Origin of the sequence: Corynebacterium marambiense (assembly GCF_016342275.1) — a bacterium.
Taxonomy (GTDB): Bacteria; Actinomycetota; Actinomycetes; order Mycobacteriales; family Mycobacteriaceae; genus Corynebacterium; species Corynebacterium marambiense.
The window spans coordinates 661,987-682,969 of sequence record NZ_JAEIOT010000007.1 but is presented as its reverse complement, the minus strand read 5'-3'; the positions used below and the strand labels follow the sequence as shown (position 1 = coordinate 682,969).

Annotated in this window: 22 protein-coding genes; 9 read left to right on the top strand and 13 right to left on the bottom strand. The window is 61.8% G+C overall.

Annotated elements, in window-relative coordinates; all coding sequences use genetic code 11:
• Positions 1–278 precede the first annotated feature (278 nt).
• Positions 279–599 carry a hypothetical protein gene (locus JDV76_RS08115; protein ID WP_198736338.1) on the bottom strand — a complete coding sequence of 107 codons (321 nt, stop codon included), beginning with the start codon at positions 597–599 and terminating at the stop codon, positions 279–281.
• Positions 600–1,209: 610 nt separating this feature from the next.
• On the bottom strand, positions 1,210–2,001 hold the full coding sequence (locus JDV76_RS08110; protein WP_198736337.1) for a CPBP family intramembrane glutamic endopeptidase: 792 nt from the start codon (positions 1,999–2,001) through the stop codon (positions 1,210–1,212).
• A 425-nt stretch (positions 2,002–2,426) separates the two neighbouring features.
• On the opposite strand from JDV76_RS08110, the gene JDV76_RS08105 reads away from it, so the two are divergent.
• Together JDV76_RS08105 and JDV76_RS08100 are read left to right on the top strand one after the other, a co-directional pair.
• On the top strand, positions 2,427–3,101 hold the full coding sequence (locus JDV76_RS08105; RefSeq protein WP_198736336.1) for a biliverdin-producing heme oxygenase: 675 nt from the start codon (positions 2,427–2,429) through the stop codon (positions 3,099–3,101).
• Positions 3,102–4,498: 1,397 nt separating this feature from the next.
• Positions 4,499–4,729, top strand: coding sequence for a hypothetical protein (locus JDV76_RS08100; protein ID WP_198736335.1), 231 nt, complete (start codon positions 4,499–4,501; stop codon positions 4,727–4,729).
• A gap of 50 nt (positions 4,730–4,779) precedes the next feature.
• Here the strand turns inward: JDV76_RS08100 and JDV76_RS08095 are convergent, their stop codons facing one another.
• Positions 4,780–4,956, bottom strand: coding sequence for a hypothetical protein (locus tag JDV76_RS08095; protein ID WP_198736334.1), 177 nt, complete (start codon positions 4,954–4,956; stop codon positions 4,780–4,782).
• A 597-nt stretch (positions 4,957–5,553) separates the two neighbouring features.
• Between JDV76_RS08095 and JDV76_RS08090 the strand changes: the two genes are divergently transcribed.
• A complete protein-coding gene (locus JDV76_RS08090; protein ID WP_198736465.1) occupies positions 5,554–7,329 on the top strand; it encodes a ribonucleoside triphosphate reductase in 1,776 nt (591 codons plus the stop codon).
• A complete protein-coding gene (locus tag JDV76_RS08085; RefSeq protein WP_198736333.1) occupies positions 7,326–7,991 on the top strand; it encodes an anaerobic ribonucleoside-triphosphate reductase activating protein in 666 nt (221 codons plus the stop codon). The genes JDV76_RS08090 and JDV76_RS08085 overlap by 4 nt, the downstream gene beginning before the upstream one ends.
• 197 nt (positions 7,992–8,188) lie before the next feature.
• Here the strand turns inward: JDV76_RS08085 and JDV76_RS08080 are convergent, their stop codons facing one another.
• The 4 genes from JDV76_RS08080 to JDV76_RS08065 all read right to left on the bottom strand — a co-directional run bounded on the left by JDV76_RS08080 (position 8,189) and on the right by JDV76_RS08065 (position 11,744).
• Positions 8,189–8,608 (bottom strand): organic hydroperoxide resistance protein, encoded by a 420-nt coding sequence (locus JDV76_RS08080; protein WP_198736332.1) that lies wholly within the window; start codon positions 8,606–8,608, stop codon positions 8,189–8,191.
• 152 nt (positions 8,609–8,760) lie between these two features.
• On the bottom strand, positions 8,761–10,038 hold the full coding sequence (locus JDV76_RS08075) for an MFS transporter (RefSeq protein ID WP_198736331.1): 1,278 nt from the start codon (positions 10,036–10,038) through the stop codon (positions 8,761–8,763).
• Positions 10,039–10,122: 84 nt separating this feature from the next.
• The gene (gene uriH, locus JDV76_RS08070; RefSeq protein WP_198736330.1) at positions 10,123–11,058 is read right to left on the bottom strand and encodes a uridine-preferring nucleoside hydrolase UriH; all 936 of its coding nucleotides are present in this window, start codon (positions 11,056–11,058) and stop codon (positions 10,123–10,125) included.
• Between the two features lie 83 nt (positions 11,059–11,141).
• Positions 11,142–11,744, bottom strand: coding sequence for a hypothetical protein (locus tag JDV76_RS08065; protein WP_198736329.1), 603 nt, complete (start codon positions 11,742–11,744; stop codon positions 11,142–11,144).
• 246 nt (positions 11,745–11,990) lie between these two features.
• On the opposite strand from JDV76_RS08065, the gene JDV76_RS08060 reads away from it, so the two are divergent.
• On the top strand, positions 11,991–12,200 hold the full coding sequence (locus JDV76_RS08060) for a hypothetical protein (RefSeq protein ID WP_198736328.1): 210 nt from the start codon (positions 11,991–11,993) through the stop codon (positions 12,198–12,200).
• A 175-nt stretch (positions 12,201–12,375) separates the two neighbouring features.
• Here JDV76_RS08060 and JDV76_RS08055 read toward each other — a convergent pair whose 3' ends face one another.
• Positions 12,376–12,618 (bottom strand): hypothetical protein, encoded by a 243-nt coding sequence (locus JDV76_RS08055; protein ID WP_198736327.1) that lies wholly within the window; start codon positions 12,616–12,618, stop codon positions 12,376–12,378.
• Positions 12,619–12,629: 11 nt separating this feature from the next.
• Positions 12,630–13,412 carry a DUF3644 domain-containing protein gene (locus JDV76_RS08050; RefSeq protein WP_198736326.1) on the bottom strand — a complete coding sequence of 261 codons (783 nt, stop codon included), beginning with the start codon at positions 13,410–13,412 and terminating at the stop codon, positions 12,630–12,632.
• A gap of 29 nt (positions 13,413–13,441) precedes the next feature.
• Here JDV76_RS08050 and JDV76_RS12610 point away from each other — a divergent pair, with 29 nt between their 5' ends.
• Genes JDV76_RS12610 through JDV76_RS12600 form a run of 3 tightly spaced genes read left to right on the top strand, consistent with a single transcriptional unit; the run spans position 13,442 to position 15,008 of the window.
• The gene (locus JDV76_RS12610; RefSeq protein WP_232958977.1) at positions 13,442–14,038 is read left to right on the top strand and encodes a recombinase family protein; all 597 of its coding nucleotides are present in this window, start codon (positions 13,442–13,444) and stop codon (positions 14,036–14,038) included.
• A gap of 24 nt (positions 14,039–14,062) precedes the next feature.
• Positions 14,063–14,590: a recombinase family protein gene (locus tag JDV76_RS12605; RefSeq protein ID WP_232958975.1), complete on the top strand. Its 528-nt coding sequence runs from the start codon at positions 14,063–14,065 to the stop codon at positions 14,588–14,590.
• Complete coding sequence (locus JDV76_RS12600) at positions 14,580–15,008, top strand: hypothetical protein (protein ID WP_232958973.1); 429 nt, start codon at positions 14,580–14,582, stop codon at positions 15,006–15,008. Before JDV76_RS12605 ends, JDV76_RS12600 begins: the two co-directional genes overlap by 11 nt.
• On the opposite strand, the gene JDV76_RS08040 is transcribed toward JDV76_RS12600, so the two are convergent.
• The 3 genes from JDV76_RS08040 to glnA form a co-directional block, all read right to left on the bottom strand.
• Positions 14,973–15,992: an AbiH family protein gene (locus JDV76_RS08040; protein WP_198736325.1), complete on the bottom strand. Its 1,020-nt coding sequence runs from the start codon at positions 15,990–15,992 to the stop codon at positions 14,973–14,975. The genes JDV76_RS12600 and JDV76_RS08040 overlap by 36 nt on opposite strands.
• Positions 15,993–16,015: 23 nt before the next feature.
• On the bottom strand, positions 16,016–16,723 hold the full coding sequence (locus JDV76_RS08035; protein ID WP_198736324.1) for a hypothetical protein: 708 nt from the start codon (positions 16,721–16,723) through the stop codon (positions 16,016–16,018).
• A gap of 330 nt (positions 16,724–17,053) precedes the next feature.
• On the bottom strand, positions 17,054–18,490 hold the full coding sequence (gene glnA, locus JDV76_RS08030) for a type I glutamate--ammonia ligase (protein WP_198736323.1): 1,437 nt from the start codon (positions 18,488–18,490) through the stop codon (positions 17,054–17,056).
• Between the two features lie 220 nt (positions 18,491–18,710).
• Here glnA and JDV76_RS08025 point away from each other — a divergent pair, with 220 nt between their 5' ends.
• Positions 18,711–19,187 (top strand): RDD family protein, encoded by a 477-nt coding sequence (locus tag JDV76_RS08025; RefSeq protein WP_198736322.1) that lies wholly within the window; start codon positions 18,711–18,713, stop codon positions 19,185–19,187.
• An 87-nt stretch (positions 19,188–19,274) separates the two neighbouring features.
• On the opposite strand, the gene JDV76_RS08020 is transcribed toward JDV76_RS08025, so the two are convergent.
• Positions 19,275–20,894 (bottom strand): aspartate:alanine exchanger family transporter, encoded by a 1,620-nt coding sequence (locus JDV76_RS08020; RefSeq protein ID WP_198736321.1) that lies wholly within the window; start codon positions 20,892–20,894, stop codon positions 19,275–19,277.
• Between the last annotated feature and the right edge of the window lie 89 nt (positions 20,895–20,983).

The following is a 20,983-nucleotide window of genomic DNA, read 5'->3' as shown; positions in this document are numbered from 1 at the left end:
GAGAACGACACAGAGGCGTCCGAATTGAGAGGAGATGTGTAGGGCGTAGGCGCGTCACCGCCCGGCATGCCCAACCGCAGTCCGCAGAGCACAATCTCCTAAAGTCCCCCGACGGCTGTTCCGAACACCAGGAATACCCCCGGGCCGCTGAACAGTCAGGTCATCTCGACGAACCAGACCGTTGATCCGATCGCGGCCACGGTGTACACGATCAATCCCACGAACACTGCCCCGATGAAGCGTCGCGAGTTCCAGCCGCGGGTAGTGAGGTACCCGGACTACAGGTCCAGAAGTCCAACGGATGCACCGGCGACACCGAAACAGAGCACATACGGGATCCCGACGTCGTCCATCCCGGACATCCCCTGAGGAGGGGCCTCGCAATCCCAGGGGGCAGAGACCGATTGTGCAGACATTCCGGCGATCACTCCGACCGAGATAAACGCCGATTCACCGGTGAATCCTCCACCCAACGCCACGAGGTACATCGTCGCTGCCGGCACAGCAATGAGATCGACGGTCAATGCGGCCCGCACCGAGCGGATGAAACTCCAGGAGCTCCATCCGCTGAACAGGAGGTGCAGGGAATGGAGGTCCACGAACACGACCGTTACACCGGCGATGCAGAATCCCAGAACCGGAAGCAGTTACCGGGGATCTTCCCCTGGCCGCATCCCCATCAGCTCCACCACTATGCCGGTGGCCAGCGGGAGTGTCAGCAAGGTGAAAACGACCCCGCAGATGACGGCGACCACACTGTAGACGCCGATCAGGAACGGTCCTCGTGTCGACTGTCAGTTCATGTGGGGGCTCTCCGAGCATCAACCGTGATGGCGGTCTGAGGTTTTCGGCCGAGGTCCCCGCAGCAGTGTCCGTGACCGCAGTCGTTCACGACCCGGGAAGCAGTGTAGAGAATTCGCTTTGCTCCGGGATAGCTTCTCCTGCCCGGTCGAGAAACGGGTATCGCGGCTTGCGGAGCGGGGAAACCGTGGTCGTTGCTGGGGGAACTGTGGCGGAACGGGGATGGCCGGGTGGTCGCCACCCCGATGTCCCGTGATGTGTGGGAGAACTGCGCGCGTGATGGGCGGGTTTCCGTCGTGGTGGTTGGCGGACACGCGAAGACCCCGTCTCATGGATGAGACAGGGTCGATGAGGAGGCCCGAGGTTCCTCGGTGGAACGGCTCCCGAGGGGCACGAATCCCACACGGGCTATGCCTTCGCGGCCTCTCGCACATACATGTGGCGCGCCACCCAGATGGCGGGCATCAGCACGGCGAGGAGGATCACCGCGCCGATGAGGGGCATGTCCGTCGCGGACCCGGAAGGCGGCGGGACGAACAGATCACCGATACCGCCCAGCATGTTGAACAGCGCGTGCAGGAGAATCACCGTCACCAGATCCCTCGTGAAATGGTAGATGACACCCAGCAGCAGTCCGATCGCGAACGCGTAGAGGACCTGGGTGGTCACGGTCAGTGCCAGCTGCGGATCGGTGGTGAGACGGATGAAGTGCATCACCGCGAAAACCGCGGACGCCGCGGCGATCGACCACCAGGTTCGCCGCCGGTCGGTTCCGAAGGCCTCGACCAGAATGTTCTGGATCAGACCGCGACACAGGAGTTCCTCCCAGAGCCCGGTCAGAAGGGCGCCCACCACGAAGAAAAGCACGGAACCGGCTGACGGGGACGTGAACCCCCCGGGGGGCGGGGAGAGGAAGAACACGGAACTGATGATCACCCCGGCGATGAGGAGATAGCTTCCACGCCGGATGTTCGCGAAGCGGAACCTCGTGTCCCGGACGATGGAGACCTGACCGAGAATTACGTAGAGCAGGCCGGTGACGAGGAGCGGGAGCACGTAGATGGTCACCGCGGTCGGTGCCGTTGAGTGTTTGTCGCCCACCAGAAGGGCAGACACCCAGAGACTCGCGAGCCCGATGGCCGCGACGAGGACGGCCAGTGGGGCCGCCCAGCGGTGTTGCCAATGAGTATGACGCAACATCGTTCCTTTCTTTCTCTGTGGTACCGAGCGGTACCGCAGAGAATGTTAACCGGACACACCGAACGGAATCGCTTCTCCGGGGCTCTCACCGGACACCTCGCGGCGAACTCACAGCATCAGCACAGGTGGTGTTGAGGGGAGGAGTCCGTCGACGTGGCACTGCAAGGCGTGGTGGGTCTGAAACGGCGGGACCATCGCCCATCGGCGGAAAGGTGGATGACCTCTGTCGGTGGCAATGTCCCGAGGTAGAGGTCCGACAGAGGTAGGAGGTTCGATATAGCATCAACAATTCGGACTATAGATGGTCAGGGTGTCCTAAGTTACGGTTAGGTCATCGCAACGGAACACGGCATGGTGCGCGTGGCCTGGCAGGCGTAAACGCTGATGGGGCCCCGCTGCCCCACGAACAAGAAGGCAGAACAGACATGACCACAGCAGTCCAACCACGGAACGGTTCAGATTTCCTCCCGCTCTCCAAGGCTCTCAAGGCATCCACAGCGGACGCCCATGAATCGGCTGAGTACTCGACGTTCACCCAGGACCTGATGGCAGGCAACCTTACGGTCTCTGACTTCATTGCTCTCCAGGAGCAGTCCTGGTTGTTCTATCAGGCCCTTGAGAACGCTGCGCGCGTCGTCGCCGTCGATCCCATTGCCGCCGCCATCGTCGACCCGGCCCTCGAGCGTGTCCCCTCCATCGAAGCTGACCTTGATGTGCTCCACGGTGATACCGAATGGCGGGAAAACGTCACACCGCTGCCCTCCACCGTGGCATACGTCGCCCGGCTGAACGAGATCGCGGACACCGCCGACGCCCCCGGGCTGATCGCACACCACTACGTCCGCTACCTCGGAGACCTCTCCGGCGGTCAGGTCATCGCCCGCATGATGCAGCGCCACTATGGTCTCGGGCCCGAGGTGCTCTCCTTCTACCGCTTCGCAGAGATCCCGAAGGTCAAGCCCTACAAAGACAGCTACCGCGCGGCACTCGACGCTCTCCCCCTGGAGGCGAGCGACCGCGAGCGTCTGCTCGATGAGGCGTGCGCGGCGTTCCTGTTCAACTTCAACCTCTTCGCCGATCTCGGGCGCACGACCCGGTAAACAGGTCTGAAAAGGTCGTTTAGCTCCGTCTCACCCTGCATGATCCCGGCCCGTCACCAGCCCCCATGCCGCATTGATCCCGCGCCAGCCCCGCGGCAGTCTCAGCGGCATCGGAAGCACCGGACGGCAGCACACGGGAGTAGATATCCAGAGTCGCCGAAGCAGTTGCATGCCCCAACCGCTTCGACAGAGTGGACATGGGAAGCCAGCCCGGCGCGATTTCATCGCGCGGAAGTTCCGGAAGGTGTCGAATGTGCCCCCAGTGGCAAAATTCCACCCTTGATCCCGTAGATGTGCACCGGCGCGTATTAGGCCGCGTCAGTCGCACCATGCACTTGTAAGCTCCGCGACGCTCACCCGCCGCATGACCAACCGGTCGATGTGCCGGCCCCGCGTTGATTGAACCAGTCTCGGCTGGCGTCTCCGTTTTCAACGGCGCGCCGCCGGCATGCTGGGCCGCGTGGATCGTTCCGCCACAGTGCTCACACCGCACAGCCGTCCACCGGGCACCTCACCCGCATGCATCCCCGTGTGAGTCGCGAGATCAACTGCCATAGCGCCCGTGAAATTGGGGCGCCGGTCGTACGGTCCGCGGTACGTTGATCGGCTTTCGGATCTGAGCAGCCACCGGCAGGCGCTCTACATCGACTCCGCCGCCCGCGGTTTTGTGTCCGTGCGTACCCTTCGCGGGTTGATCACCTTGCGAGTCGCCGTCCGCCGTCGCGCCGAGGGGCAGCACCAGCACCATCGCGTCCTCATACTCTGGGGGAGCGGCCGCCCGACTGTGCGAGAAGCCCGGCCGTCTGCTCGATGTGGCCGAGCGACCGGACAGCGGAGGGCCGGGAGTCGGACTCCACGCCTTCAAATTCGTCGAATCGACCGGGACAAAGAGAAAACGGGCAGTGCACCTGCGTCGTCGGAAATCGGACCTCGTCTAGGGGGACGCACAAGCCCTGGCGGTGGGTGCGTCCGTATCAGGGGCGAGTGCAGACCACTGAATCAATGCGCAAACAGCACAAATGAGATTCGGTGGGTAGAAATAAGACCCCCAGAAAAGAGGCGTCGAGCCGCTCTCTGGGGGAACAATGCACCATCAAGGGCAGGTTCATTCTCTACGGCGTCTCAGCCAGATAGGGACAGCAGTGACCAGCCACACTATTGCGGCGAAAATGCTGGATCCACCGCCCAGTCCACGTCCCCAGCAACAGGGCGCAGGGCACCGCAATAACGGTCCACAACAGCCGCTCAAGAAATATGGTCATCTCGTCCCATACTATTTCCGGTGGGGGCTGATGCAGGGATGGGGGACATTCGAGATGACTGGCCCGGTGGGACCGGCTGGAAGGATGTCAGTTTGCCCGGGCCGTGTCCCAGATAAGTTCCGCGGTGACGTGGGTGTGTCCCACAGTCGTGGGGACGGCGTCTCGGTGGGGCGGGTTGCCGGGGGTTTCGGTGTCTATCCGGTGACGTTGAACAAGTGGCTCCGGCAGCACCGCATCGACACCGGCGAGCAGTCTGGAACCACCACCATCGAGTCGGTGGCTTTGAATTGGGCGGACCGGTGGTGGTCGGTGTTCGGGGGAACCTGGTTGCGGCAGGCAGTAACGTACCGGGCGGCCCGTCCGTGACGACCTCGTGGAGAGCCTGTTCCGCGCTGGGACGCCGAACCGAGTGTGGGTCACAGGGATCTCCGGGTAGAACACCGCTCGAGGAAGGGGGCGGCCGGTTGTCGGGATGCCGCACCCGCGGGGAGCTGCGGATCGCGATCGTGATCTGGATCGAGGAGACTGACCATCGTCGGCGACGGCACGAGGTGAGCCGGACGGTCGATCGCCGTCGAGTTTGAGATGGTCATGAGGCCGGCAGCCACCGAGGTTAGAGAACCACTGTCACCGGATCCTGCAGCAGGACTCCGACCGCAGGTCAACCTCGGTTGCGCAGCGGCCTCGGACTCACGAGAACGTGGCTCCGGCGATGTGCTGGCCCTCCGCCATTGTTATCGGTCCGGCTGCCGGCTGATCGGACGCCTCCGGGCGCATGCGTCGAGAACGGGAACACCCACCAGTGGCCCGGCGTATTCGGTTGTCGGTCCTCGGGTCGCGGGTACCGGGCACGTGTGTGCCCCGTCCCCGGATGGGGCTGAACGGAGGCGTGAGCGATGTCTCGTTCTCGGGATTCCGGGGAGGTGATTGTCTTCGTCGGTGCAGGCCCGGCCGGGTGCTGCCGGTACAACGGATGGGGTCCGCCGCTACTCGCGCGTACTGGGCAATCGGAGGTCCGTCGAGGGCTCGCCACCGGCCTGATATCCCATATATTGTTCCTGTGACCCATTCGGTGAGCGCATATCGTGTTTCTCACAATGGCGTTCGAATAATGACACCAGTGTCATTACAGGCTTAGAGTGACGAGCATGAGCACAATTCTCCCTCTCCACGTGAGCCACGCCGCCGACATGGTCGATCCCGTGAGCACCGTCACCGAGTACCTCTCCCGCGCTGACTGGCGGGTGAATGCGAACGCCAACCAGGACTACTCCCTGGGCGGGCTGATGCTGAATGCCACCGGGAAAGTGGTGGCGAACTACTGGCTGAGCGAGGTGTTCAGCCCCGACGCCGCAGCGGCGCACCGCGACGGCGACATCCACATCCATGACCTCGACATGCTCGCCGGGTACTGCGCGGGGTGGTCGCTCCGGCAGCTGCTGGAGCAGGGGTTCGGGGGAGTACCCGGCTCGGTGAGCTCTGCACCGCCGAAGCACTTCTCATCGGCCTGCGGACAGATCGTCAACTTCCTCGGCACGCTCCAGAATGAGTGGGCCGGTGCTCAGGCATTCAGTTCCTTCGACACCTACATGGCACCGTTCGTGCGGATCGACGGTCTCGATTACCCGCAGCTGAAGCAACTCCTGCAGGAGTTCGTCTTCAACCTCAACGTGCCGAGTCGGTGGGGGATGCAGACCCCGTTCACCAACCTCACCTTCGACTGGACCTGCCCCGGAGATCTCGCCGAGGACCACCCGTTCATCGGTGGAGAGGTCATGGACTTCACCTACGGGGAACTCGGTGCGGAGATGGATCTGATCAACCGCGCCTTCATCGAGGTGATGGCGGAGGGCGACGCCGACGACCGGGTATTCACGTTCCCGATCCCCACCTACAACATCACCCGCGACTTCGACTGGGACAGTGACAATGCCCGTCGGCTGTTCGACATGACTGCGCGGTACGGACTGCCCTACTTCCAGAACTTCATCAATTCTGAACTCGACCCCGGCCAGATCCGATCCATGTGCTGCCGACTGCAACTGGATCTCCGGGAACTCCTCGCCCGGGGCAACGGGCTGTTCGGCTCCGCCGAGCAGACGGGATCGATCGGCGTGGTCACACTCAACTGCGCCCGCCTTGGATACCGGTTCGCGGGCGACGAGGAAGCACTCCTCGCCGAGGTGGAGCGCCTGGTGGAACTCGGGGTGGACACGCTGGAGCGGCGCCGCGCGACGATCGCGGAGCTCATCGACACCGGCCTGTACCCCCACACCCGGCGTTGGCTGCCGAGTCTGGACAACCACTTCTCCACCATCGGTGTCAACGGGTGCAACGAGATGATCCGGAACTTCACCGGCGACGCTTACGACATCACCGATCCGCAGGGGCACGCGCAGGTCGCGCGCCTCCTGGATCACATCAACTCCCTTCTGGTGAAGGCGCAGGAGGCGACCGGGCACCTCTACAACCTCGAGGCCACGCCCGCGGAAGGGGCGACCCACCGGTTCGCCCGGGAGGACATTCGGCGGTTCGGCGACGGAATCATCCACGCCGGAACGATCTCCGAGCCCTACTACACCAACTCCTCCCAACTGCCGGTCGATCACACGCCGGACCCGTTCGCCGCGCTCTCCCAGCAGGAGGATCTTCAGGTCAAGTACACCGGAGGTACCGTCCTGCACCTCTACATGGGGGCCGAGATGAGCTCCGGGGAAGCCTGCTCCACCCTCGTGCGGCGGGCGCTGGAGACGTTCCGGCTGCCGTACATCACCATCACACCGACCTTCTCCATCTGCCCGAACCACGGCTACCTGTCCGGAGAACACCCGACGTGCGAGCACTGCGGGGAGACAACCGAGATGTGGACCCGGGTCATGGGGTATTTCCGCCCGGTGTCGAGCTTCAACACCGGGAAGAAGGGGGAATTCCGCGAGCGGATGTACTTCGCGGAACCGGCGCTGTGACCAAGGAGACGGAGCGGGAGGCGCTTGGGTTGCCGATTGCGGGGATCATCCCGTTCTCCGCGACGGACTGGCCAGGCCATCTCACTGCGACGGTGTTCACGCAGGGATGTCCGTGGCGGTGCGTCTACTGCCACAACCCGTCCCTGCAGAACGTGGGCACCGGTTCCCATCATTTCGCGGAGGTGCTTGAGCTGATGGAGCGTCGCCGCGGTCTGCTCGACGGGTTGGTCATCAGCGGCGGAGAACCCACCATGCACCGGTCACTTCCCGGAGCGATCCGAGAGGCTCACCGCCGCGGATTTCTAGTCGGATTGCACACCTGCGGATATGCACCGGCCCGACTCGCGGTACTCCTGGACGATGATCGGACCCGGCCGGACTGGATCGGGCTGGACGTCAAGGCGCTCCCGGCGGATCTGCCGCCCGTCGTCGGGTGCACCCCAGCCGTGGCGGAACGGTCCGCTGCGGCGCTCGGTCTGGTCGCTGAGACGGCGGCCCGTACCGGAATGGAGGTGCAGGTTCGTACCACTGTCTGGCGGGGCGGAGTCGTTGATCGGAACCTCGATGAGTTGAGGGAACTGGTTGCGGCATACGGATTCGATCTGGTTGTGCAGCAGGCCCGGAACGTCGATGCTGATGGCGTCTACCGGCTCACGGCGTGACCGCTCCTAGACCAGGGAGACGCCGACATCGACCGTCGTCGCGGTGCCTCCAGCCCGTTGAGGACGGTGTCCCTGAGTACTGCTGGGCAGCGGACCTCAGCCTCAATTGCAGATGTACGAGCGTTCACGACGCGCACACATCCATGCTGCTGCTACCGGGTCTCTCCGCTGCTCCAGGGAATGGCCGACGTGGGAGTCTAGTCCTCCACCGCGGTGACGGTGACCTCGATGTTGCCGCGCGTCGCCCGGGAATAGGGGCAGACGGTGTGTGCGGCGTCAGCGAGTTTCTGGGCGTCGTCCAACGTCATCCCAGGGATGTGGACCTCGATCTCGACGGCGAGGGCGAACCCCTCGTCGTCCTTGCCCAGGCTCACCCGGGAACCGACGGAAGACCCGTCGATGGATGCACCCTCGTTTCCCGCCACGAGCTGGAGGGCGCCGTGGAAACAAGCTGCGTATCCCGCAGCGAAGAAGAGCTCCGGGTTCGGGGCGTTCTCCGCTCCCCCCATCGTCTTCGGCAGAGCGAGATCCGTATCAACGAGGCCGTCTGTGGTGCGGACGTGGCCGTCGCGTCCGCCACCGGTCGCCAGCGCTTCTGCGGTGTAGATGGTCTCCATGAGAGGTCTCCTTGTTGGTTGGTGAACGGTAGGTACCGACCACCGTAGAGGAATTGCGGAGCGAACGTCTCGAAGTGCGCGACCGGGGTGGACCGGATGTTCAGCGGCAGGCTTCCCCGGAACCCTGTTCGAGCGGAAAAACGGGCTTCGGATCACTGTCCGGCGGCGATCCGTTTCCGCAGCGCACGGCGGCTCATGAGGAAGCCTGCTAGTCCCGCGGTCCACACGACGAGCGCCGCCCAGCCCGCAATCTGGAAATCCGACCACACGTAGCCCGGTTCACCACCCGTGTGCGCGACGTCGAGCAGCACCCCGATACCCTGCGTCGCGATCATCCCCCCGGTGAAACCGCCCATGTTCGCCAGTCCCGTGCCCGCTGCCAATACCCGACGGTCGACATGCTCGCGCACCGTGTCGAAGGCGAAGTTTCCCGCCGGGCTGACGAGCGCCATGATCAGATTCACCGCCATCAGCACGGCATATCCGCGTGGTTCGGCAGGGAAGAGGAACCACACCCAGATACCGGCAAGAACAACCGCTGAGAGCACCACCAGCCGGTCCCGGCTCTGGCCTGCCCGACCGGACACCAGCCCGGCCAGAGGGCTCGCGATCATGATGACCACCATGTTGGCCACCAGCGCGGTGCTGACCTGTGACTGGCTCAGGCCGAGTCCCAGGGACATCAATGGAACGCCCCAGATGAGCGTGAACACGATCTGCGGGAAGATGCAGGTGAAGTGGGTGAAGAACCCCTGCCAGCAGGCCGGGTGAGTGACCACGCTGTGCAGGGCCGAGGCGAGCTGTACGGGTGTGTCCGACTGTTGTCTGGTCTGGGTCGGTTCCGGGACGTCACGGATGACGAGAGAGGCCGCTACCGCAACGATCAGACCGGTTGCCCCGAGAGAGATGAAGGCCGTCGACCAGCCGCGCGAATACAGGATTGCGGCGAACGGGACGGCAGAGAGCACCTGCCCGAGTTGTCCCAGCGCGGAGGTCAGCTGCATCATCAACGGCGCTCTACGCAGCGGGAACCAACTCGGCAGCATCCGGAGCACAGAGAGGAACGCCGTCGCGTCGCCCGCTCCGATCAACACGCGTGCCGACACCGCGACGGCGAAGGACCCGGTGGAACCGAGGACGATCTGGCCGACGGCCATGATGACAGCGCCGACCACGAGCATCCGCCGTGGCCCGAAGCGGTCGATGGCGAGTCCCATCGGGATCTGTGCCAGGGAGTAGACGCCAACCTGAACCGCAGTGAAGACCGCGACCCGGGACGCATCGATTTGGAAATGCTCCAGGGCGGCGACACCGGCGACCCCGAAGGAGGTTCGGCCCGTCGTCGCGGTGATGTAGACGGCGACCGCCGCCAACCAGACCACGAGCGCGCGTCTGGTCACCCGGATCGTCTCGCCTCCGCTTCCAGCCATAAGTAAGACAATAGGACGTGGTGCGGTCGATCACTGACCCCGCACAGCGGGGGAGGGGAGCGCCCGGGGGGAAAACCGGAACTGCTATTCGACCGCCGCCACCGCGGCGACCACGAGGTCCCAGAACCGCCGGTGGTCGAGCTCGACTGCAACCTTGGTCGAGCAGCCCTCGGGCACCGGGGACCGGAAATCGGCGACCGTCATGCCGGCGGTCAAGGACCCGTTCAACTCCACGTCGACGGGGGCGGCACGGGTCGTCATCACCTCGGGGTCGATGAGGTACGCGACCGCGCAGGGGTCGTGCACCGGTGGATCATCGAAACCCTGATTGTCTCTGTACGCGCGGCGGAAGAAGCCGAACAACCCCAGCAGGAAACGGGCCGTGTCGCTGTCTAGTGCCCGGATTTCCTCCCCGACCTCAGCGGTGGCGAGTGCCTGGTGCGTGAGATCGAGACCCACCATCGTCACCGGCCAGTCCTCATTGAACACGATGTGGGCGGCCTCCGGGTCGGTGTGCACGTTGAATTCGGCGACCGCCGTGCAGTTGCCCGTTCCGTAACCACCGCCCATCAGCACCACCTCGCGGATACGCTCCACGATCTGGGGCTCCTTGCGCACCGCCATCGCGATGTTGGTCAGCGGTCCGATGGGGACCAGAGTGATCGTGCCCGGATCGGAGGACATGACCGTGTCGATGATGAAGTCGACGGCGTGTCCATCCGCGGCTGCCCCCGTGATCTCGGGCAGCTCGACCCCGTCCAGACCGGATTCGCCGTGGACGTGCGCCGCCACCGCACCTTCGCGGACGAGCGGTCGCCCGCAGCCCGCGTAGACGGGGATCTCCGGATGGCCTGCCACCTGGAGAACGGCGAGCGCATTCCGGGTCACCTTCTCCAGCGTCTGGTTGCCACCCACCGTCGTCACCCCGACCAGATCAATCTCGGGGTTGCCGACCGCGAGTATCAGCGCCACCGCGTCATCGTGTCCCGGATCGCAGTCGAGGATGATCTTCCGTGCCATGGTGTTCCGCCCTGCCTGTCAGTGCTCGACGTCGTCGGGGAGTGCCCCGGTTTCTGCTCCCGATGGTACGTGTCCCGGATCGCTCAGCGGTCGGAAACCGAGAGAATCCCCCGCCCGTCCTCGGCTCGGGCCGTGACCCGGACCAACTCGCCGAGAGGATGGGCCGGAGTCAGATCGAGGGACCCCACGGTGGGCGCGCCGGGAACGTCCGCGAAGACACGCCACCGCACACGTCCGTTGTCGAGCATCCCGAACGCCACCGCCTGATCGTCACCGATCTGTACCAGGCAATCGGACAGCCGGTCGTCGGGTAGCGCCATCGTCACCACCAGCTCGCCGGCCCCAGCTCCGGTCGCGTCGCGCAGAGCGGAAACCAGATCCGGGTCGCCAGCAAGTGCCTTCGTGAGACGGGGGACCATGAGATTCCGGAGGTCCAAATGATCATTCTCCGGGTCGCGGTAGATGCGGACTATCACTGAACTGGAATCGTCGAGGGGTGTCTCGTCGTAGACCTTGAGGGTCACCTCCGATGGTTCGATCCCCCGGGCGGCGGCGGCCGCTGCGGTGGCGTTCCTCAGTGCGGCGGCCCGGTCACCAGTATCTGTCGTGAAGTCGACGTCGATACCCCGGGTGACGCAGTTTTCCCCGGAAATCCTCTGGGTGACATGTGCTTCGTGGGTTTTCATGCCGTCATCAATCCTTGAACCTGGGGGTGTGTTTGGACATAGCGCCCGTGCCGGGCGCAACCCCAGGATACGGGACCGTAGGTTAGGGGAGCGGGTACCGGGGCGTCAGCCCCTCGAATGAAGCTGATCGCCAGCCGCCCCGGTCTCTGAATTCGCGACTGATGAGTCGGTGATATCCGACAGCGTCAGATGACGGATGGAGACCGGAGATCCGTTTCTCCGCGAGGCGTCACATGGATCCGGGTGGTGTCATTGTCATGGCCGCTCGGGGTCGGCTCTCCGGCGGCAGCGGGACGGGCGTCCGCGATGCACATCATCGACGACCTGCGGAACAACGTCAAGGAGAAGATCGGTTACAACGGTGGGCATCTTCCGGGTCGGGAATGGGAGCGGATTGGATACAGGGCTGGGGCGCTGGACGGTTGCCCGAATACGGAAGAAATGGCTTGTGATTAGGCGAAAATCAGCGCTCCATTGACGCCGTAGCGCGTGTCGCGACTAGGTCAATCGAACCAAGCCAGCCGCCTGATAATTGCCCGGCGGCGCAGGCTGCCCCCGTGTCATCGAAACGGAATATGCCGCCAAAAGATTCTACTGACGCCAAACTGTTCAGTTTTCTAGCCCGACCCCTTCAAGCGCGGTTTTTTTTGCCCATAGTCTCCTCAAATTTCTCCGCTGTGGTCAGCGCGGCGACAATCCGCTCGAGCAACTTGGGCGTGTAGACAAATTTCTTGAATGCCGGGGAGTAGAGACAAAAAGTTTCAGATTTAGGCAACCCCTTTTTGTCGCCACTTTTTGCCGGGCCGATTCCCCAATTTTTCCGAAGCTGGGTGAAATCATTGAGAGTAAACTTGAGCGGGATGCGTTCTTCCACCTCCCTGGCGATTACTTTCGGCAGCAGCTCATCACCGTGAACGACGTTACGAAACTTCTCGGCGATGATTCGCTACCTTCTTTGCCCATGAGTTTAAGCTTTTCATCCTCACTCAAGTCGTGAATATTAACGAAGGTCAAAGCCATGTCTGCTTCGGTTTTTGGGCCCTTCACTGGCATCAGTGCTAGTCGATAGGAAAATTTCTCATCGCTGGAAGTTTCCCCTGGTAGTCCTGTCATAAATTCTGTGATGTAGTTAAGGGTCGCTCGAGGTATGCCGCGTCGCATCTCTGCCATGTAATCATATTCAGCAGGCTGTAATGAGTGGATAAAAATTGGGATCTTAAGATCATTCCCAAGCGTAAACTCATCTCCAAATCGTCGAATGTTTTCTGCCTCGTAGTTGATGATGCAGGCGTGTGCCTCCGAAGCGGTGGCTACTAGTAAGCAATCTTCAAAATTATGCTCAATCCTGTTACGTAGCCCAATGAAGAACTCCAAGTTGCTTCGGATAGGATTATTTTCCTCATATTCTTCCTTTAGGCAACAGCCAAGTTCCCATGTTTTACGCGAACCGTCAGGATTCTTCACATACTTTCGTTTTTCCTGGTAATAAATTTGGCATTTGTCTTTCATGCGCGACGCTAGGAGAAGATCCTGCCAGGCGAGATGCAGATGAACTATGAAATCACTATAACTACGTCGGTCGCCTGGACGATTGTAGAAGTCAATCGCGACTAGAGCCTGACGACGGGACTCTTCAAGGAGTCGACGCCATCTGGGGAGTTTGGGCATTTTATTGAACCTCCAGCAGACCCCGAGCAATGAAGCGCCTGTTCACTGGGCAATCCCTCGATCAGCCTGTGATCCGCAAAGTCGCAGGCTACGCACGTGTGTCCACCGACCACGAAGACCAAGTCACCTCCTACGAGGCGCAAGTCGACTACTACACCGGCTACATCACCAACCATTCTGGTTGGCAGCTCGCAGGCATCTACACCGACGAGGGAATTACAGGTACCTCCACCAAGAAGCGTGAAGGCTTCCAAAACATGGTCACAGATGCGGTCGCATGCAAGATCGACCTGATCATCACCAAGTACGTCTCGCGGTTCGCGCGTAATACGGTCGACTCGTTGACTACGGTTCGTCAACTCAAAGACGCAGGCGTGGAGGTCTACTTCGAAAAGGAGACCATCTGGACTTTTGATGCCAAGGGCGAGCTGCTCATCACGATCATGAGCTCACTCGTACAAGAAGAAGCTCGCGCCATCTCAGAGAACGTCACCTGGGGTCACCGCAAACGCTTCGCCGACGGGAAAGTCACTGTCCCGTTCACCAACTTCCTCGGTTACGACCGAAGTGAAGATGGCAACCTCGTCGTCAACCCCGAACAAGACGCCACTGTCCGCCTGATCTAGCAGCTCTTCCTCGAAGGTCAATCCATGTCTGGCATCGCCCACCACCTAGAAGTATACGGGTATACCACTGCAAAAGGTCGGAGTACGGGGACGATCGGTGGGATACGCGGGATCCTCACCAACGAGAAATACAAAGGCGACGCACTCCTGCAGAAGATGTTCACCGCTGACTTCCTCACCAAAAAGCAGATCAGGAACGGGGGCGAGATGCCCCAGTACTACGTCACTGGTAACCATGAGCCGATCGTGCCAGTAGAAGTATGGGACTTCGTCCAAGCCGAACTCGCCGACGTGAAGAAAGGACGCCGCTCCAGCTCACGATCACGCGAATTCTCCGGCAAGATCAAGTGCGGCCAATGCGGATCCTGGCACGGGTCAAAAACCTGGCACGCAGGCACAAAAATACGAGAAGCGGACCTGGCGGTGCAACCACAAATACGCTGGCACCGAGAAAGACTCCACCCCTCACCTCACCGACCAACAGATCAAAGACACATTCACCCAAGCTCTCAGGAAACTCGCGGCGAAGAAAGACGTCGCGGTGGACGTTGACGCGCTCGTCCGCAAACGGTTCGACACCCGCGACCTCGAAGCACAAGAATCAGCACTCGCCGGGCAACTCGATGCCGCAGCTACAGCTCTTGACGACCTGATCGCTACTAACTCACGTCAGCCACTCGACCAAGACGACTACCAAACACGCTTCAACGCCCTCGCCGAACAACACGTGCGACTGCTTGCCGAACACAAAGCAATCGCTGACGAGATAACCGACCGGCAGACCCGTCGCAAAGCCTACGAGCACAACCAGCGACAACTAGCCAAACTCGAGACTGGCATCGGCAGCGAATACAGTCCCTTCCGCTGGCACACCCTCCTCGTCCATGCCGAAGTCGGAACGGACGGCACCATCACCTACGAGTTCAGATATGGCTTAAGAAGCAAGTGCCTTGCTGCTTTCAAAAACTAATCGACCGGTATAGCCAGCTTTGTGAAGCGCTTGTTGTGCGGTAGTAATATCGCTTTCGCTATGGAAATAGACCGTCCACAACGAATTTTCCGTTGTGTGTCCGACGAGTGTTTTGACGTAGATGTGGTCGGCGTCGCCGAAAGAAAAACCTAAAGTGGTTATTTCCTTTAGTCGGACGCTTGAAAGGCGATCTTCAAGCTTCTTCTCTTGAGTGAATTTCTCAATATAGTCATGATACTCATCATTATTTACATCGTATGAAAGCGAGCTGCTCAAGCCGTAGCTATTGTTGCTGTGCGGGCCACTTCCGACAATGAGCTCATCTTTTTTTGAGTTCAACCTACCATGAATATGCAGCACTTCGCGTCCGTATAGGTGCTCGATCGTGTCAGTGTAGTTGAAGGAAACCAGCAAATCGACATTTGCGATTACATGCGACACGCCAGTGAATGGATACGGCGGCATTGCTTTCGTACTTAGCCATTCGGAAAGCTTGCCCGAAAGCCCTAGCGAATTTCGAATTATTTCGGATGATCCTTCTTCCATAGCTGCTCGTTTCCAGTCACCGTCATCCGATGACCCTACGCTCGGAAGATTTAGGCATTTCAATAACGATTCAAAATCGCTCCAGAGTAGGCTGTCATAACCATTTACGCTCAAATTATTGGATTCTGCAGCTGCAGCGCACAGGTCTACAAATATCGCTTCTTCGATTTCATCTTCGGAATTATTCAGGTACAAGTTCTCAGTTTTGATATCTGAGTGAACCTGGTCAAGGAAGAACGCCCCTAGTGTAAAAATATCGATATCGAAGGGAGCGGCTAGCTGCAAGAATTTTACTAAATTGCTTTGTGGCGAGCCGATTCTCCACAGCCACCATTCTTGAAAATCACGCCAGCTAGTCTTCATATCGTGCATCAAGTCGAAGCCGTTGCCAACGAGCATCAGACTGGAAGCATTGTTCTCTTTATCAGACGTATTCATTGGTACTCTCCCCATGACGAAAACTACCCCCTACGCTGCGAGTGTGTAGGTTCTGCCAATTTGTATCCATTCCGCTCGCAAAGTTTGTCCATTTTCCAGTTCATGATGATCGAGACCAGTTCGTCCCCGGCGTCGGCCTGGACCCGGTCGAAGAGCTCCGGGTAGGTGAGCGCTCCGAGTAGTTCGACGATCCAGCTCATGGCATCGGTGCACGCGGAGACCCGTGGCACCGATCCAGTGGGGAACGTGCGCACCGTGATCCTCGCAGCGGCGTCCTCCGCAGAAGTGAAATCCGAGATGATCCTCCGTCCCTCGCAGGTGTTCCGGGCCGCCCTGTCAGCGGCCAGGAGCGGTCGGCCCGAGGCGTACGCCAGGGAGGCCGACAGGCCTTCGGACAGAACCTCCCTCACCCGGGCTAGAGCCGCGTCCTCGTGGTCGCCATAGGCTGGGTCGGTGATGATCACCGTGGCGTCGCCGCCGGTCCGCTCGACGACGACCGGGCTGTCGCCGATAGCCGCCACGGCGAGGTTCTCCGTGTTCCAGACGGCGAGCGCCAGAGTGGCGGACAAGGCGTGGTTTCCGCACCGCTCCTGTGTGCTCTGCAGGGCCGTCGCGATCTGACCGCGGACATAGCCCGGATCCGACACGCTGGCTGCGCGACCCTCCGCGAAGGTAGCCGCGAAATCGGAGACCCGTTCACCGGAGCCAACCGCCGACGAAATGGGGAGCACCCGTCGATCGCCGCGATCATCCGGCCGGTAGCGATGACGGCATCCTGGTTCCGTGGTTTCCACGAGTGTGTGTAGGTCACCATGCATTGTCAGGCTACCGGTACCCGGCCCACCACTGGGAACAATCGGGGCTCACCCGATCGGTCCGGGGTCGGAGTTCACGGGAACCACACCCTCCGCCTCGCCCAGATCCCGGACCAGACGCAGAAGGCGGGCCAGAGAACAACGCTCTAGCCCGCCTTCTGACCGCATCAATCCGGGGAGACGGGGATATGAACTACACGATTTGCGGCTGAACAGCCGAAACGCAACCGTCAGGAGCTGCTCGAATTAGCAGTCGTAGTACATCTCGAATTCCTGCGGGGTGGGACGCAGCCGAACCGGGGCGATCTCGTTGTCGTACTTGAACTTGATGTACGTGTCGATGAGGTCTTCGGTGAACACGTCGCCCTCGGTGAGGAAGTCGTGATTGCGCTCCAGCTCCTTCAGGGAGGCCTCGAGGGAGGTCGGTGCCTGCGGGATGCTGGCGGCCTCCTCCGGAGGTAGCTCGTAGAGGTCCTTGTCCACGGGCGCGTGCGGCTCGATGCGGTTCTTGATGCCGTCGAGACCGGCGAGCATCATCGCCGCGAAGCCGAGGTAGGGGTTGCCGGACGGGTCCGGTGCGCGGAACTCGATGCGCTTGGCCTTCGGGTTCGATCCGGTGATCGGGATGCGCACGGCGGCGGAACGGTTGCGCTGCGAGTAGACGAGGTTGATCGGCGCCTCGAAGCCCGGGACAAGACGGTGGTAGGAGTTCAGCGTCGGGTTGGTGAACGCGAGAACCGCGCCGGCGTGGTGCAGGATGCCGCCGATGTAGTAGCGGGCCATGTCCGAGAGGCCTGCGTAGCCGGACTCGTCGTGGAACAGCGGCTTGCCGTCCTTCCACAGCGACTGGTGGGCGTGCATGCCGGAGCCGTTGTCGCCGGCGATGGGCTTCGGCATGAAGGTCACCGACTTGCCCTGCTGGAACGCCGTGTTCTTGATGATGTACTTGAAGCTCTGCAGGTCATCCGCGGCGTGCAGCAGGGTGTTGAACTTGTAGTTGATCTCCTGCTGGCCGCCTGTGCCGACCTCGTGGTGCGCGCGCTCGAGGGAGAACCCGCAGTTCGCCAGGTTGCGGCACATGTCGTCGCGCAGGTCCTGCGCGTGATCGTACGGTGCTACGGGGAAGTAGCCGCCCTTCATGCGGTTCTTGTATCCCAGGTTCGGGGTGCCGTCGAGGTTCTCTTCCTCACCGCGGTTCCACCAGCCCTCAATGGAGTCAAGGTGGTAGAAGCCGGAGTTGGTGTCGGTCGCGTAGGAGACCTTGTCGAAGATGTAGAACTCGGCTTCGGCGCCGAAGAAGCAGGTGTCGGCGATACCGGTGGAGGTGAGGTACTCCTCCGCCTTACGGGCGACGTTGCGCGGGTCCCGGGAGAACGGCTCGCGGGTGAAGGGGTCGTGGACGAAGAACTTCATGTTCAGCGTCTTGGCCTTGCGGAACGGGTCCACCACGGCGGTGGCGAGGTCCGGGAGCAGGTTCATGTCGGATTCGTCGATCGTGGTGAAGCCACGGATGGACGAACCGTCGAACGCGAGGCCCTCCTCGACCGCATCTTCGTCGAACATCGAGGCCGGAATGGTGAAGTGCTGTTCAATTCCGGGAACGTCGGTGAATCGGATGTCGACGAACTCGATGTTCTCGTCGGCGATGAACTTGGTGACGTCTTCTGTGGTTTCAAATGCCACGGTGACTCCTAATAGCGGGCCGGTCTCGGGGTGCCGGGTGCATGATCGTCTCGGATGATCTCTGACATGAACGGAAACCGATGTGGCTTTCGCAGTTCTGGACGGCGGTGGCCACCGGAAAACCGTTCACACATATCAACCACTGTACCCAGTATCTGTCGCGCGACCATAACCCACGCCCTGCGCGCAGGGGCACCGTCCGGACGCTAAGTTAGGGGACATGGCACGCGACAAACACAGTTGGCTCGATGGACCACAGATTCCCGCCGAGAATGAGGACCCACTCGCACCGGCGAAATGGCCCGGTGAGCGACTCGGTCTGCCCGAAAAAGGCTACGGCGCCCTGGCCAGCGTCATGCGCCGTGTCGGCGGGATCGCCCTCGACTGGGTCGTGGCCATGCTCGCCACCGTGATCGTCACCTCGATGACGGATGCTCTCGGGGGATTCGCCACCGTCGAGCTGCTGATGTTCTTCATCATCAGCGTCATCTCTGTGACGCTGTTCGCCCGCACCCCGGGCCAGGCGATGATGAAGATGGGGGTGGCGCGGATCGACCGTCCCGACCAGCGCGTCGGCTTCGTCCGGGCTCTGGTTCGGGCCGTTCTCACCGTGTTCATCTTCCCGCCGGTGCTCGTCGACTCCGACGGTCGCGGTCTCCACGACCGGGTGACCGGGACAGCGGTGATTCTCGGCTGACCACGGTGCGGAGAAAACAGCAAGGGCGCGTACCCCCGAGGCGGGTACGCGCCCTGATCTGTCGCGGGGAGTCGATCCCGCCACGCGTCACAACAAGATGAACAGCACCGCCTGGGCGGCGATGATCTTCACGACCATCGCCATCGGGTAGACCGTGGTGTACCCCATGGAGGGCAGCTCGTTGCGGGTCTGGTCCGAGACGTAGCTCAGAACCGCGGGGTGTGTCTGTAGGCCGGCGACGATTCCGGCGGTCTGGCCGAACGGGATACGCATCACGCGGTGCCCGATGAACAGGGTGAACAGGGAGAGTGCGAACGTCAGGATGGCGCCGCCACCGATGATCTTCAGCGTCGCGGGATCGCCGAGGGCCTCCTTGAACCCGGCACCAGCCGTCGTACCGATACCCGCGAGGAACAGCGTGATGCCGAACTGCCGGAGTGCGAGGTTCGCGCCGTAGGGCACCTGCCAGACGATCTTGCCGGTACGGCCGAGTGACCCGAGGATCAGGGCCACGACGAGTGGTCCGCCGGCGCTGCCGAGGCGGAGTGTGATGCCGCCGGGCAGGGGGAGCGGGATCATGCCGATGAGGACACCGATCGCCATTCCGGCGAGCAGCGGAAGGAGGTTGATGTCCGATAGCCGCTTGTAGGAGTCGCCGAACAACCGGGTCGCCTGATCGATCCGGTCATGTGTGCTCACGACCCGGACGCGGTCACCGAGCTGGAGAACGGTGTCGGGGGTAGCGACCATGTCGACGTCACCGCGGCGCACGCGGGTCACCAGCATCCCGGGCATCCGGGGATTCAGCTTCGACAGCGGGATCCCCACCATCGAGCTCGTCGAGACGAAGATGCGCCGGTAGTCGAGGCGCTCATCGTGGGTCGGATCGCCGGGGAGCAGCTCACCGATCTCCGCGGCGGCCCGCTCGATCTCCTCGGCGGTGCCGACGATCGAGAGGATGTCGCCGGGGCCCGCGGTGTCGCCGGGCTCGGGCAGGAAGAGTTTCCCGTTGTGCTCGATGCGGGAGACGATGATCTGGAGGTGGAGGCCGTTCCGGAGGCTGGTGACGACGGGAAGATCATCGCGTTCGACCCGGACCCGCCGGGTGATGAGCTTCTGCGGCGCGACCCCGGCCTTCAGAGCCTCGGCATCGTGGTCGATCTTCCACACCTTTCCGAGGATGGCGACCGACAGGATGACCCCGAGAACACCGATGGGGTAGGCGAGGGAGTAGGCGACGACGGGGAGTTCGACTACCTCCGCCAACTGTGCGGGATCATCGATCAACCCCGGGATTGCATCCACCACGGCGGCCATGGCGGGAGTGTTGGTCATCGCACCGGTAAACATGCCTGCACCGGAGGCACCACCGACGCCCAGGATCGGGACGACGATGAGGGAGATCAGGGCGACGAGAAGAATGGCGCTGACACCGAGGATGTTGTGCCGGACCCCGGTGGTGCGTAATGAACGGAAGAACCCGGGGCCTGCTTCCAGTCCGATCGTGTACACGAACAGGGAGAGTCCGATGATGAAAACGATCGGTGGGAGCTGGATCTCGGGTTCGGCGGTTGAAAAACCGATGCCGACGAAGAGGACTGCGGCGACACCGAGACTAAATCCGCCGATCCGGAGCCGGCCGATGACCAGACCGATCGACATGATGACGAGGAGGGCCAGGAGCTGATTGTCGACGAGTAGTTGCACACCTCCATGATCCCGCCGTTCGTGCCCGGTTTGCAAACGGATTCACTAGGGGAATCATCACATTAAGGTGCAGGTAAGCGGACACAATG

Excerpts from the sequence above, each read along its gene's own strand:
- JDV76_RS08110 (WP_198736337.1), bottom strand. The coding sequence starts at position 2,001 with ATGTTGCGTCATACTCATTGGCAACACCGCTGGGCGGCCCCACTGGCC.
- JDV76_RS08105 (WP_198736336.1), top strand. The coding sequence starts at position 2,427 with ATGACCACAGCAGTCCAACCACGGAACGGTTCAGATTTCCTCCCGCTC.
- JDV76_RS08095 (WP_198736334.1), bottom strand. The coding sequence starts at position 4,956 with ATGACCATCTCAAACTCGACGGCGATCGACCGTCCGGCTCACCTCGTG.
- JDV76_RS08090 (WP_198736465.1), top strand. The coding sequence starts at position 5,554 with ATGGTCGATCCCGTGAGCACCGTCACCGAGTACCTCTCCCGCGCTGAC.
- JDV76_RS08080 (WP_198736332.1), bottom strand. The coding sequence starts at position 8,608 with ATGGAGACCATCTACACCGCAGAAGCGCTGGCGACCGGTGGCGGACGC.
- JDV76_RS08075 (WP_198736331.1), bottom strand. The coding sequence starts at position 10,038 with ATGGCTGGAAGCGGAGGCGAGACGATCCGGGTGACCAGACGCGCGCTC.
- uriH (WP_198736330.1), bottom strand. The coding sequence starts at position 11,058 with ATGGCACGGAAGATCATCCTCGACTGCGATCCGGGACACGATGACGCG.
- JDV76_RS08065 (WP_198736329.1), bottom strand. The coding sequence starts at position 11,744 with ATGAAAACCCACGAAGCACATGTCACCCAGAGGATTTCCGGGGAAAAC.
- JDV76_RS08050 (WP_198736326.1), bottom strand. The coding sequence starts at position 13,412 with ATGCCCAAACTCCCCAGATGGCGTCGACTCCTTGAAGAGTCCCGTCGT.
- JDV76_RS12610 (WP_232958977.1), top strand. The coding sequence starts at position 13,442 with ATGAAGCGCCTGTTCACTGGGCAATCCCTCGATCAGCCTGTGATCCGC.
- JDV76_RS12605 (WP_232958975.1), top strand. The coding sequence starts at position 14,063 with ATGTCTGGCATCGCCCACCACCTAGAAGTATACGGGTATACCACTGCA.
- JDV76_RS08040 (WP_198736325.1), bottom strand. The coding sequence starts at position 15,992 with ATGAATACGTCTGATAAAGAGAACAATGCTTCCAGTCTGATGCTCGTT.
- JDV76_RS08025 (WP_198736322.1), top strand. The coding sequence starts at position 18,711 with ATGGCACGCGACAAACACAGTTGGCTCGATGGACCACAGATTCCCGCC.